The organism is Klebsiella sp. FDAARGOS_511 (assembly GCF_003812845.1).
In the GTDB taxonomy this organism is placed as follows: Bacteria; Pseudomonadota; Gammaproteobacteria; order Enterobacterales; family Enterobacteriaceae; genus Klebsiella; species Klebsiella grimontii.
The window spans coordinates 3,896,264-3,908,775 of sequence record NZ_CP033824.1 but is presented as its reverse complement, the minus strand read 5'-3'; the positions used below and the strand labels follow the sequence as shown (position 1 = coordinate 3,908,775).

Here is a 12,512-nt window from a genome sequence, read left to right as displayed (position 1 = left end):
CTTTAAAAGATAGTCTAATCAGCAGATTACTGGTATTCGCTCATCGGTACGCAGGAGCAGAACAGGTTACGGTCGCCGTAAACATCGTCCAGACGCTTAACGGTCGGCCAGTATTTGTTGTTCAGCCCTGCCGGGAAGACCGCCAGTTCGCGGGCGTACGGATGGTTCCACTCGCTCACCAGTTCACCCTGGGTATGCGGCGCGTTCACCAGTGGGTTATCCTCCAGCGGCCACTCGCCGGCTTTCACGCGGTCGATCTCGCCGCGAATCGCCAGCATCGCATCGATAAAGCGGTCCAGCTCCACTTTGCTTTCCGATTCGGTTGGTTCAACCATCAGCGTACCGGCAACCGGGAAGGACATGGTTGGTGCATGGAAACCAAAATCAATCAGTCGCTTAGCGATATCCAGCTCGCTGATGCCGGTCTCTTCTTTCAGCGGACGAATATCCAGAATGCATTCGTGCGCCACGCGACCGTCGCGGCCGGTATACAGCACCGGGAACGCGTCTTTCAGCCGTGTAGCTATGTAGTTGGCGTTCAGAATCGCCATCTGGCTCGCCTGTTTCAGCCCTTCTGCGCCCATCATACGGATATACATCCAGCTAATCGGCAGAATGGAGGCGCTGCCGAACGGCGCAGCGGAAACCGCGCCCTGGCGGGTCAGCATGCCTTCAATTTGCACCACGCTGTGGCCCGGTACAAACGGCGCGAGGTGCGATTTCACGCCGATCGGCCCCATACCCGGGCCGCCGCCGCCGTGCGGAATGCAGAAGGTTTTATGCAGGTTGAGGTGCGAGACGTCCGCGCCGATAAAGCCCGGAGAGGTAATGCCAACCTGGGCGTTCATGTTCGCGCCATCGAGATAAACCTGGCCGCCAAACTGATGCACCACTTCGCACACTTCGCGAATGGTCTCTTCGTAAACGCCGTGGGTGGACGGATAGGTCACCATGATGCAGGAGAGGTTCGCCGCATGCTGCTCGGCTTTCGCCCGCAGATCCGCCAGATCGATATTGCCGTTTTTATCGCAGGCCACCACTACCACCTGCATTCCCGCCATCTGCGCGGAAGCCGGATTGGTGCCGTGCGCAGAGCTTGGGATCAGGCAGATATCGCGATGCCCCTCGTTGCGGCTTTCGTGGTAATGACGAATTGCCAGCAGGCCCGCGTATTCGCCCTGCGCGCCGGAGTTCGGCTGCATGCAGACCGCATCATAGCCGGTCAGCTTAACCAGCCAGTCGGAGAGCTGAGCGATCATCTGATGATAGCCTTCAGCCTGATCGACCGGGCAGAACGGATGCAGTTCGGCGAATTCCGGCCAGGTGATAGGGATCATCTCGGCGGCGGCATTCAGCTTCATGGTGCAGGAGCCCAGCGGGATCATCGCCTGGTTGAGCGCCAGATCCTTACGCTCCAGCGCATGCATATAGCGCATCATCTCGGTTTCGCTGTGGTAGCGGTTAAACACCGGATGAGTAAGGATCGCATCGTCGCGCAGCATGCTGGCGGGGAGCGAGCGGCTATCGAGGGCCACGTCTTTATCCAGGGTATCGATGTCCAGGCCATGATCGTCGCCAATGATGGCGCGGAACAGATTCAGGACGTCTTCACGCGTGGTGGTTTCGTCAAGGGTGATCCCGACGGCATGATGAATATCGCTGCGCAGGTTAATGCGCAGCGCTTCCGCCCGCGCCAGCACAGCGGCTTTATCGGCAACCTCAACGCACAGGGTATCGAAGTAGTGCGCATGGCGGAGCTTAAGGCCTTTTTTCTGCAGACCATCGGCCAGAATATCGGTCAGACGGTGAATACGGCTGGCGATACGCTTCAGGCCAGCCGGACCGTGGAATACCGCGTACAGGCTGGCAATATTGGCCAGCAGCACCTGAGAAGTACAGATATTGGAGTTCGCTTTCTCGCGGCGAATATGCTGCTCGCGCGTCTGCATCGCCATGCGCAGCGCGGTATTGCCCGCCGCATCTTTCGATACGCCGATAATACGGCCCGGCATGGAGCGTTTAAATTCATCTTTGGCGGCAAAGAAAGCCGCGTGCGGGCCGCCGTAGCCCATCGGTACGCCGAAGCGCTGGGCGGAGCCAAAAACGATGTCCGCGCCCTGCTTGCCCGGGGCGGTCAGCAGAACCAGCGCCATAAAATCGGCGGCGACGCTGACAATCACTTTGCGCGCTTTCAGGTCAGCAATCAGTTTGCTGTAATCGTGAACCTCGCCGGTGGTGCCCACCTGCTGCAGCAGTACGCCGAAGACGTCCTGATGGTCGAGCGCTTTTTCCGCATCATCGACAATCACATCGAAACCGAAGGTCTCCGCGCGGGTGCGCACCACGTCCAGAGTCTGCGGGTGAACGTCGGCGGCGACGAAGAAACGGTTGGCGTTTTTCAGTTTGCTTACGCGTTTGGCCATCGCCATCGCCTCCGCGGCGGCGGTGGCTTCGTCCAGCAGCGAGGCCGAGGCGATATCGAGACCGGTCAGGTCGAGGGTCACCTGCTGGAAGTTCAGCAGCGATTCCAGACGGCCCTGAGAAACCTCCGGCTGATAAGGCGTATAGGCGGTATACCAGCCCGGGTTTTCCAGCATGTTGCGCTGAATCACCGGCGGCAGCTGCACGGCGGTGTAGCCCATGCCAATGTACGACTTGAAGCGCTTGTTACGACCGGCAATCGCCTTGAGTTCCGCCAGCGCGGCGAATTCCGTGGTTGCCTCGCCCACCTGCGGCGGCGTCGCCAGCTGGATATCCTGCGGCACAATCTGGCCAATCAGGGCGTTAAGCGAATCGGCGCCAACGGTTTTCAGCATCTCCTGCTGCTGCAAGGCGTCCGGGCCGATGTGACGTTCAATAAAGGCGTCACGGTTTTCAAGCTGGCCTAAAGTCTGGGTCATGAGCGATGGTTCCTGAACGTGCGGTGAATCGTGATTGTCTGACTGGTTTGCCCGGCGAGCACTGATGCTTACCGGGCCAGAATACGCAAAATCATTGGCGTAGCAGGAAGCCAACGCCCCTGCAGCGTGAAGGATGAAGCGTATTTATTCGTCTTCTAACAGAGCTTCGTATGCGGTCGCATCCAGCAGCGCGGCAACCTGAGCTTCGTCGCTGGCTTTGATTTTAAAGATCCAGCCGCCGGCGTACGGCTCGCTGTTGACCAGCTCAGGGGAGTCGTTCAGCTCGTCATTGACGGCAACGATTTCGCCGCTGATCGGCGCGTAGATATCGGAAGCCGCTTTGACGGATTCGGCAACCGCGCAGTCTGCGCCCGCTTCAACGACGGCGCCCACTTCCGGCAGGTCTACGAAAACCATATCGCCAAGCAGCTCTTGCGCGTGCTCGGTGATACCAACGGTATAAGTGCCGTCCGCTTCTTTACGCAGCCATTCATGTTCTTTGCTGTAATTCAGTTCTGCTGGTACGTTGCTCATCAATTCATCTCCAAAAGGGAAATCACACCACGGCTTTGCCGTTGCGTACAAAAACAGGTTTAGTCACTTTGACCGGCATTTCGCGGTTGCGAATCTGCACTACGGCGGTTTCACCGATGCCTTCCGGTACGCGCGCTAACGCAATACTGTAGCCCAGCGTCGGGGAGAAGGTGCCGCTGGTGATAATGCCTTCTTTCTGATTGCCGTCGGCATCGCTAAAGCGCACCGGCAGGCCGCCGCGCAGAACGCCTTTCTCGGTCATCACCAGGCCCACCAGTTGCTCGGTGCCTTTTTCACGCTGCATTTCCAGCGCTTCACGCCCGATAAAATCACGGTCAGCCGGTTCCCAGGCAATGGTCCAGCCCATATTAGCCGCCAGCGGAGAGACGCCTTCGTCCATCTCCTGGCCGTAAAGATTCATGCCCGCTTCCAGGCGCAGCGTATCACGCGCGCCGAGGCCGCATGGCTTAACGCCCGCATCGAGCAGGCCGCGCCAGAAATCTACCGCCTGCTCGTTCGGCAGCGCGATTTCATAGCCCGCTTCGCCGGTATAACCGGTGGTCGCAATAAACAGATCGCCAGCCTGCACGCCAAAGAACGGCTTCATGCCTTCCACGGCCTGACGCTGCGCATCGGTAAACAGCGTCGCCGCTTTCTCTTTCGCCCTAGGCCCCTGGACTGCGATCAGGGAAAGATCGTCGCGCACGGTTATCTCAAGACCATAAGATTCAGACTGCTCGGTGATCCAGGCGAGATCTTTTTCACGGGTGGCGGAGTTAACAACGAGGCGGAAATAGTCTTCAGAAAGGAAATAAACAATCAGGTCATCAATGACGCCGCCGGAGGCGGTCAGCATGCCGCTATAGAGCGCTTTACCTGGCACGGTGAGCTTCGCTACGTCGTTAGCCAGCAAATAGCGCAGAAACTCGCGGATTCGGCTGCCGTGGAAATCGACAATGGTCATGTGCGACACATCGAACATTCCGGCATCGCCGCGCACCGCATGATGCTCATCAATCTGGGATCCGTAATGCAGCGGCATCATCCAGCCATGGAAATCCACCATGCGCGCGCCGCATAGCGTGTGTTGTTCAAACAACGGAGTCTGTTGAGCCATCTTTTCCTCATCGAATAAAACGGAACCAGCCACTATTTCTGGCGTTTTTGCGCCGCGAAAAACGCCGCCGGCATCGCTAACGGACGCTGACGCAAACGTTCTCTTTGGCCTGAACTTACCACCGATATCCACACTAAACCATAAGCCTGGTCAGGACATCACATTAGCTTATGACTAAAATCAGCTAAAGAGACTACAGAGTTTTCGGCTGCAATAAAGCGGGTTAAACCGCATAAAATTAAACTAATAAAGTGAAAAAGCAGCGCATGATGATATTTTCTGCGAAATGATGAGCCTAATTTCTATAACAAAAAAAAGGTAACATTAATAAAACTAATGCGAAAAACGAGGTGAAATTAGATTATTTCAAATGAGAGGAGAAAACCCGGCGCGAGGCCGGGTGAGAGAAGTGTGATGTACTTAACGTAACCAGGCAGGCAGGTCGTGGAGCCCCATCGCCTGACGAATAAGCTGCGGCTTCACGCCGGGCAATGTATCCGCCAGCTTAAGGCCGATATCCCGCAGCAGCTTTTTCGCAGGATGGCTGCCGGAGAACATGTCGCGAAAACCCTGCATCCCCGCCAGCATCACCGCGGCGCTATGCTTGCGGCTGCGTTCATAGCGACGCAGATACAGATGCTGGCCGATGTCCTTGCCCTGCGCGTGCAGGCGCTTCAGTTCGTCGATCAGCTCGGCGGCATCCATAAAGCCAAGATTAACGCCCTGCCCCGCCAGCGGATGAATGGTATGGGCGGCATCGCCGACCAGCGCCAGACGATGGGCGGCAAACTGACGCGCATAGCGGCCGGTGAGCGGGAAGACCTGGCGCTCGCTCTCCACGGCGCATAAGCCGAGGCGGTTATCGAAGGCAATATTCAGCGCCTGATTGAAAGCGGCATCGTCCGCCGCCCGCATCCGCTCCGCCTCTTCAGGAGAGAGCGACCAGACAATAGAGCAAAGGTGCGGATCGCTCAGCGGCAGGAACGCGAGGATCCCTTCACCGTGAAACGCCTGACGCGCCACCGCTTCGTGCGGCTCTTCGGTGCGAATAGTGGCAACCAGCGCATGATGGTGATAATCCCAGTAGGTCAGCGGAATATCGGCTTTATTGCGCAGCCACGAATTGGCCCCGTCGGCGCCAACCACCAGCCGGGCGGTTAACATGTTGCCGTCCTGCAGGCTAAGAAAGGCCTCGTTCTCCCCCCACGCGACCTGCTGCAGCTGCGCCGGAGCCAGCAGGGTGACGTCTGCACAGCGCTGTGCTTTTTGCCACAGGGCATGGTGAACCACGGCGTTTTCAATAATATACCCAAGGTGACTAAAACCCATGCTCTGGTCATCAAAGCTGATGCGGCCAAAACTGTCTTTGTCCCACACTTCCATACCGTGGTAGCAGCTGGCGCGCTGGGCGATAATATCCTGCCAGACGCCCAGTTTGTTCAGCAGCTTCTCGCTGGCGGCGTTAATCGCCGACACCCGCAGCGCCGGCGGCGCATCCTCGCTCAAAGGCTGAGGCGCGGCCTGTTCGAGCACCGCAACGCGCAGCCCGCTGCCCTGTAAACCGCAGGCAACGGCCAGTCCTACCATTCCACCGCCAACAATAGCGACATCAACACTTTGCACGTTTCACTCCTTAACGGGGGACCCAACCGAGGGTACGCTGCGCCAGCGCATCGCGCGCCGGGGTAAATAATTCCATCGCCATCAGGCCCAGATTGCGCCCCATCACCAGCGGCGCCCAGCGATTGGCGAACAGATGCACCAGCCCGTCGGTCACGCCGATGGTGGCGGCCTTATCTTCGGCGCGCCGGGCCTGATAGCGACATAAAAGCGGATAGCTACCCGGATCCTCTCCGTCAGCATGCGCCTGCGCCAGCATTTCCGCCAGGCTCATCACATCCCGCAGACCGAGGTTAAACCCCTGTCCGGCGATAGGATGCAGCGTTTGCGCCGCATTGCCGACCAATGCCAGACGATGCGCAACCGTGCGGGTAGCCGAGGTCAGCGACAGCGGATAGACGCTGCGCTTTCCGGCCTGGACGATCCGGCCAAGACGCCAGCCAAACGCCTGCTGAAGCTCGTGACAAAAGCGTTCGTCAGACCAGCTCAGAACCGCTTCATGCCGCGATTGCGGATGGCACCACACCAGCGAGCAGCGGCCCTGCGACATAGGCAGCATCGCCAGCGGACCGTGTGGGGTAAAGCGTTCAAACGCGCGCCCGCTATGCGGCTGAGCGGTACTGACGTTGGCGATAATCGCCAGCTGTTCATAGGGTTGTTGCTGCCAGCTGATACCGCAGCGGGCTCCCAGAGTGGAGCGCGAACCGTCGGCGGCGACCAGCAGCTTACCGCTGAGCGTTTCGCCGTTATCCAGCTGCAAGCTCACGCTCTCTTCGCTGCGGCTGACATTTTCCACCCTGGCAGGGCAGTGCAGCGTCACGCCCGGCGCTTTGCGCAGTTGCGCAAACAGGCGCTGGCCGACATCGTGCAACTCAACCACCTGACCCAGCGCCGCCAGCCCATAGTCCTCAGCCTCGAGGGTGACAAACCCCGCATGGCCGCGGTCGCTAACATGCACGCGCTGAATGGCCGTGGCGCAGTCGGCTATCTCTTGCCAGATATCCACGCGCGCCAGCTGCTGGCAGGTACCAGCAGCCAGGGCGATGGCGCGGGCGTCAAAACCCGGATGCTGCGCGGATTCCGGCGCGGATGCTTCAACCAGATGCACGGGCAGCGTACCGCCGGTTAAGCGAGATATCGCTAACGCCAGCGTCGCGCCGGTCATTCCGCCGCCAACGATCAGGACGCTCATAGCTGGCGCGCCGCCGCCATCAGCGCCTCAATATCATCAGCCTTTTTCACTACCCCGGCGGTGAGATTCTCGTTGCCGTCCTCAGTAATGACGATGTCGTCTTCAATACGAATGCCGATGCCGCGGTACTGGGCCGGAACGTCGGCATCCGTGGCGATATACAGCCCAGGCTCAACGGTCAACACCATTCCCGGTTCGAGAATACGCGAGCGGTCGATGTCATAGCTGCCGACATCATGCACGTCGAGACCCAGCCAGTGGCTCAGGCCATGCATAAAGAAAGGACGATGGGCGTTATTAGCAATCAGCTCATCAATTTCGCCTTTCAGGATCCCCAGACGCACCAGGCCGGTAATCATAATCCGCACCACCTGCTGGTTAACCTCGTTGATCGAGGTTCCGGGGCGATAGAGCTTCAACGAGGTTTCCAGAGATTCAAGGACGATGTCGTAAATCTCGCGCTGCGCCGGGCTGAACTTGCCGTTAACCGGGAAGGTTCGGGTGATATCGCCCGCGTAGCCGCGGTATTCGCAGCCTGCGTCAATCAGCACCAGATCGCCGTCGCGCAGCTCGCATTCGTTTTCGGTGTAGTGCAGGATGCAGCCATTTTCGCCGCCGCCCACGATGGTGTTATAAGAAGGGAAGCGCGCGCCGTGGCGGTTGAACTCGTGGAGGATCTCGCCTTCCAGATGATATTCAAACATCCCCGGGCGGCATTTTTCCATCGCACGGGTATGCGCAAGGGCGGAAATCTCGCCTGCGCGGCGCATCACCGCCAGCTCTTCTGGCGACTTAAACAAGCGCATCTCATGCACCAGCGGCCGCCAGTCAATGACCGAGTTCGGCGCCTGTAGATTCTGCCGCACGCCTTTGCGTAGTTTTTCCAGCGCGTTAAACACGATTTCGTCGGCGTAGGCATATTCGCCCTGCGCAAAGTAGATAGCGTCGAGGCCGTTAAGGAGCTGGAACAGCTGCTGATTGATTTCACTAAATGCCAGCGCGCGATCGACGCCCAGCTTCTCGGGGGCAGCTTCCTGCCCAAGGCGACGGCCAAACCAGATTTCAGCGGTCAGGTCGCGCACGCGGTTAAACAACACGCTGTGGTTGTGCGTCTCATCGCTTTTAATCAATACCAGCAGCGCTTCGGGCTCATTAAAGCCGGTGAAATACCAAAAATCGCTGCTCTGCCGGTAGGGATATTCCGAATCTGCGCTGCGTACCGCTTCCGGCGCGGCGAAAATGAGCGCTGCGCTGCCCGGTTGCATCTGCGCCAGTAGAGCCTGGCGACGAGAGAGAAATTCCTGCTGAGTCATGACGCCCCCTGAACGATTTAATGAATTTATTAATGTAGCGTCGGCTTTTGCACTTCCGGCGCGGTGGGTTTCTGGAGAGAGAAGGTGTCGTGACACAGTAGCGCGGCAACGCGTACGTATTCGATAATCTCCTCCAGAGACATTTCGAGTTCTTCCTGATCCTCGTCTTCGTCATACCCAAGCTGGGCAATATTGCGCAGGTCGTCGATGGCTTCGCCGGTTTCGTCTTTCACTTTATCCAGCTTGGGCTGCGTCACGCCCAGTCCAAGCAGGAAATGGTTTACCCAACCCGCCAGAGCATCAGCGCGATCGAACACGCTCACCGCATCGCCATCCGGCAGGTAGAGCTGAAATAAGAAGCCGTCGTCCTCCAGCGAATCGCTAGTGGCGGAATGCATGTTACGCAGCGACTGCGCCAGCTCATGGCCAAAGGCCAGACCTTCGTTGGTCAGATCGTGCACCAACGGCTGCCAGCTGCTGTCTTTGTTGCCGCCGCACAGGATCCCGCTGATCAAACCGTGCATTTCGGCAGGGGTTAATCCCACCCCTTGTTGGTTCAGTAACTGGTCTACATCGTTATAGCCAGGCATTTCGTTCTGTATAGACATGCGCATTCGTCATCGTTGGGAGGAATATTCATGATATGCTACCACTTTGGACCCTGGTGAACCAGAATAGGGCTTGTATCTTAAAACCAGGGTAGCTATAGTGTCGCCCCTTCGCAGACCCTCCCAGGGCGTGAAGGCCGCGCAGTCAATCAGCAGGAAGGTGGCATGTCTGCACAACCCGTAGATCTCCAAATTTTTGGCCGTTCACTACGAGTGAATTGCCCGCCTGAACAAAGGGATGCCTTAAACCAGGCAGCTGACGACCTGAATCAGCGGTTGCAAGATTTAAAAGAACGCACTAGAGTCACAAATACTGAGCAGCTGGTCTTCATCGCCGCGTTGAACATCAGCTATGAGTTGACTCAGGAAAAAGCGAAAACCCGCGACTACGCCGCCAGCATGGAGCAGCGTATTCGGATGCTTCAGCAGACCATCGAACAAGCATTGCTTGAGCAAGGTCGCATAAGCGAAAGACCCGGGCAGAAGTTTGAATAACACTTTGCATTTAACTGTGTTAGAGTAATCGCAAGAACAAAATTTCTCTGAGATGTTTGCAAGCGGGCCAGTCCCCTGAGCCGATATTTCATACCACAAGAATGTGGCGCTCCACGGTTGGTGAGCATGCTCGGCCCGTCCGAGAAGCCTTAAAACTGTGACGACACATTCACCTTGAACCAAGGGTTCAAGGGTTACAGCCTGCGGCGGCATCTCGGAGATTCCCTTCTTTTTCGTTTCATCCCCCTTAAGTTAATTTTCGGCTTTTGCCGTCGTGTATTAAACTACGCCTGTTTGTATCGTTTGCTTACCGATGAGACTCAGGTATGACTCTACTGTCAGATCCCCCCTATACCAGGCAGCAAATTCGTCAGCAGATCCGCCAGCGCCGACGCGCGCTAACGCCGGAGCAGCAAACCCAGTTCGCCCTCCAGGCGGCGGACAGAATGATGGCGTATACGCCGGTTCTGCTCGCGCAGACGGTCGCGGTATTTCTTTCGTTTGACGGCGAGCTGGATACGCGGCCGCTGATTGATCAGCTCTGGCGGGCGGGCAAACGGGTGTATCTCCCCGTGCTTCATCCGTTCAGCCCCGGCAATCTTCTGTTTCTGCACTACCACCCAAGCAGCGATCTGGTGGTGAATCGTCTGAAAATCCGCGAACCGAAGCTCGACGTGCGCGATGTCCTCCCGCTTAGCCGGCTGGATGTACTGGTAACGCCGCTGGTCGCGTTTGATGCCGCCGGACAGCGTCTGGGTATGGGCGGCGGATTTTACGACCGGACGCTGCAAAACTGGCGGCGGCATCGCCTGCAGCCGGTCGGCTACGCGCATGATTGCCAGCAGGTCGACGCGCTACCGACGGAGCAGTGGGATATCCCGCTGCCAGCGGTCATCACGCCGTCAAAAACCTGGCTCTGGTAAAACGCCCGAACAATTGACATTGCTGTTTTTTTCACCTAAATTCCTGGGTAAAGGGTGAGGGAGGCGAACCTCCCTCCTGCATTCTCTCAGTTAATATGCTGGCCAGGCGATGATTAACAGGATAAGCAGCATGATGAAGAGTCTCATCATCGTCCCTTTCCTTTTAGAGCCCCTGCCTTGGTAGGGGCTTTCCCGTTTCAGCCCCACGCTGAGTCTTTATCGTAAATCCCTTTCTTTCAGGCACAACGACCTCCGACGGTTTTAATCGCCGTTTGCGGCAGACCTCGCAAAGCGTTTGGGTGGTGACGGGAAATGGCAGAAGGGTCTATCAGGAGACAAGGGGCAGGTCGATGACCTGCCCGCTGGCAAAAAAGGAGTTAGAACAGCAGACGGGCGCGGATGGTGCCAGGAATAGCCTTCATCGCCTGCAGCGCGCTCTGCGCGACATCTTCTTCGGCTTCGATATCAATCACCACGTAGCCCATTTGCGGAGTGGTCTGCAGATACTGCGCCGCGATGTTAATACCCTGGGCCGCGAAAATCTGGTTAAGCGCGGTCAGAACGCCCGGACGGTTTTCATGGATGTGCAGCAGACGGCGCCCGCCGTGCAGCGGCAGAGACACTTCCGGGAAGTTAACCGCGGAGAGCGTTGAACCGTTATCCGAGTATTTCGCCAGCTTGCCCGCCACTTCCAGACCGATGTTCTCCTGCGCTTCCTGAGTGGAGCCGCCAATGTGCGGGGTCAGGATAACGTTGTCGAACTCACAGAGCGGAGAGTTGAACGGATCGCTGTTGGTCGCCGGCTCGGTCGGGAATACGTCGATCGCCGCGCCCGCCAGGTGCTTGCTCGCAAGCGCATCGCACAGCGCCGGGATATCCACCACGGTGCCGCGGGAGGCGTTGATCAGCAGCGCGCCGGGCTTCATCAGCGCCAGCTCTTCCGCGCCGATCATATTCTTCGTCGAGGCGTTTTCCGGCACGTGCAGGCTCACCACATCGCTCATGTTCAACAAATCAGAGAGATGCTGAACCTGGGTGGCGTTACCTAACGGCAGTTTGCTTTCGATATCATAAAAATAGACGTGCATCCCCAGCGATTCAGCCAGAATACCCAACTGCGTGCCGATATGACCATAGCCGATGATACCCAGCTTTTTGCCACGCGCTTCAAAGCTGCCGACCGCCAGCTTGTTCCATACGCCGCGGTGCGCTTTAGCGTTTGCCGCCGGTACGCCGCGCAGCATAAGCAGCAGCTCGCCGATTACCAGTTCAGCAACGGAACGGGTATTGGAGAACGGGGCGTTAAACACCGGGATACCGCGTTTTGCCGCCGCGTTTAAATCAACCTGGTTGGTGCCGATACAGAAGCAACCGACCGCAACCAGCTTCTCCGCCGCCGCGAAGATCTCTTCCGTCAGATGAGTACGGGAACGCAGGCCGATAAAATGGGCATCACGGATGGACGCTTTCAGATCTTCGCTATCCAGCGCGCCTTTATGAAATTCGATATTGGTGTAGCCCGCTGCGCGGAGGCTGTCCACCGCTTTTTGGTGCACACCTTCAACCAGCAGAAATTTAATCTTGTCTTTTTCCAGTGATACCTTAGCCATTTCCCCGTCCTGTTTTTGTCTTAACTGATGTCGTGCGGAACGAAAGTTCTTCTCAGCAACATATCAAAAAAAACTATTGCGGCAATATGAACGTTTGCGTCGGCATCCTGAAGAAATATCAATCAGCGGGAAATAGCAGGACAAAACACCAGAAAGTAAAAGAAAGGTAGATTGTTACTGAGACAAGGCGCATAAATGTG

General features: G+C 57.4%; 10 protein-coding genes and 1 other RNA gene. 3 read left to right on the top strand and 8 right to left on the bottom strand.

The window, feature by feature from the left end; genetic code table 11:
• Window positions 1–26: 26 nt before the first annotated feature.
• From gcvP to EGY08_RS19880, 7 genes are all read right to left on the bottom strand, one after another.
• Entirely contained in the window at window positions 27–2,900 is a 2,874-nt protein-coding gene (gene gcvP, locus EGY08_RS19910; protein WP_123828830.1) for an aminomethyl-transferring glycine dehydrogenase, read from the bottom strand.
• A 144-nt stretch (window positions 2,901–3,044) separates the two neighbouring features.
• The gene (gcvH, locus tag EGY08_RS19905; RefSeq protein ID WP_004124985.1) at window positions 3,045–3,434 is read right to left on the bottom strand and encodes a glycine cleavage system protein GcvH; all 390 of its coding nucleotides are present in this window, start codon (window positions 3,432–3,434) and stop codon (window positions 3,045–3,047) included.
• 22 nt (window positions 3,435–3,456) lie between these two features.
• Window positions 3,457–4,551 (bottom strand): glycine cleavage system aminomethyltransferase GcvT, encoded by a 1,095-nt coding sequence (gene gcvT / locus EGY08_RS19900; RefSeq protein ID WP_049114444.1) that lies wholly within the window; start codon window positions 4,549–4,551, stop codon window positions 3,457–3,459.
• Window positions 4,552–4,971: 420 nt separating this feature from the next.
• Window positions 4,972–6,174: an FAD-dependent 2-octaprenylphenol hydroxylase gene (ubiI, locus tag EGY08_RS19895; RefSeq protein WP_087828532.1), complete on the bottom strand. Its 1,203-nt coding sequence runs from the start codon at window positions 6,172–6,174 to the stop codon at window positions 4,972–4,974.
• 10 nt (window positions 6,175–6,184) lie between these two features.
• Complete coding sequence (gene ubiH / locus EGY08_RS19890) at window positions 6,185–7,363, bottom strand: 2-octaprenyl-6-methoxyphenyl hydroxylase (protein WP_123828829.1); 1,179 nt, start codon at window positions 7,361–7,363, stop codon at window positions 6,185–6,187.
• Entirely contained in the window at window positions 7,360–8,676 is a 1,317-nt protein-coding gene (gene pepP, locus EGY08_RS19885) for a Xaa-Pro aminopeptidase (RefSeq protein ID WP_004125002.1), read from the bottom strand. Before pepP ends, ubiH begins: the two co-directional genes overlap by 4 nt.
• Before the next feature lie 29 nt (window positions 8,677–8,705).
• Window positions 8,706–9,284: a YecA family protein gene (locus tag EGY08_RS19880; protein WP_087828548.1), complete on the bottom strand. Its 579-nt coding sequence runs from the start codon at window positions 9,282–9,284 to the stop codon at window positions 8,706–8,708.
• 165 nt (window positions 9,285–9,449) lie between these two features.
• On the opposite strand from EGY08_RS19880, the gene zapA reads away from it, so the two are divergent.
• From zapA to EGY08_RS19865, 3 genes are all read left to right on the top strand, one after another.
• Entirely contained in the window at window positions 9,450–9,779 is a 330-nt protein-coding gene (gene zapA, locus EGY08_RS19875) for a cell division protein ZapA (RefSeq protein ID WP_004105598.1), read from the top strand.
• A gap of 41 nt (window positions 9,780–9,820) precedes the next feature.
• Window positions 9,821–10,004, top strand: a non-coding RNA gene (ssrS, locus tag EGY08_RS19870) — 6S RNA.
• A 101-nt stretch (window positions 10,005–10,105) separates the two neighbouring features.
• Entirely contained in the window at window positions 10,106–10,702 is a 597-nt protein-coding gene (locus EGY08_RS19865) for a 5-formyltetrahydrofolate cyclo-ligase (protein ID WP_049114439.1), read from the top strand.
• Window positions 10,703–11,079: 377 nt separating this feature from the next.
• On the opposite strand, the gene serA is transcribed toward EGY08_RS19865, so the two are convergent.
• The gene (gene serA, locus EGY08_RS19860; RefSeq protein WP_004125005.1) at window positions 11,080–12,312 is read right to left on the bottom strand and encodes a phosphoglycerate dehydrogenase; all 1,233 of its coding nucleotides are present in this window, start codon (window positions 12,310–12,312) and stop codon (window positions 11,080–11,082) included.
• Window positions 12,313–12,512: the final 200 nt, after the last annotated feature.

What these genes read in the sequence shown, in the direction of transcription:
- gcvP (WP_123828830.1), bottom strand. Translation starts at nt 2,900, where the DNA reads ATGACCCAGACTTTAGGCCAGCTTGAAAACCGTGACGCCTTTATTGAA.
- gcvH (WP_004124985.1), bottom strand. Translation starts at nt 3,434, where the DNA reads ATGAGCAACGTACCAGCAGAACTGAATTACAGCAAAGAACATGAATGG.
- gcvT (WP_049114444.1), bottom strand. Translation starts at nt 4,551, where the DNA reads ATGGCTCAACAGACTCCGTTGTTTGAACAACACACGCTATGCGGCGCG.
- ubiH (WP_123828829.1), bottom strand. Translation starts at nt 7,363, where the DNA reads ATGAGCGTCCTGATCGTTGGCGGCGGAATGACCGGCGCGACGCTGGCG.
- pepP (WP_004125002.1), bottom strand. Translation starts at nt 8,676, where the DNA reads ATGACTCAGCAGGAATTTCTCTCTCGTCGCCAGGCTCTACTGGCGCAG.
- EGY08_RS19880 (WP_087828548.1), bottom strand. Translation starts at nt 9,284, where the DNA reads ATGTCTATACAGAACGAAATGCCTGGCTATAACGATGTAGACCAGTTA.
- zapA (WP_004105598.1), top strand. Translation starts at nt 9,450, where the DNA reads ATGTCTGCACAACCCGTAGATCTCCAAATTTTTGGCCGTTCACTACGA.
- EGY08_RS19865 (WP_049114439.1), top strand. Translation starts at nt 10,106, where the DNA reads ATGACTCTACTGTCAGATCCCCCCTATACCAGGCAGCAAATTCGTCAG.
- serA (WP_004125005.1), bottom strand. Translation starts at nt 12,312, where the DNA reads ATGGCTAAGGTATCACTGGAAAAAGACAAGATTAAATTTCTGCTGGTT.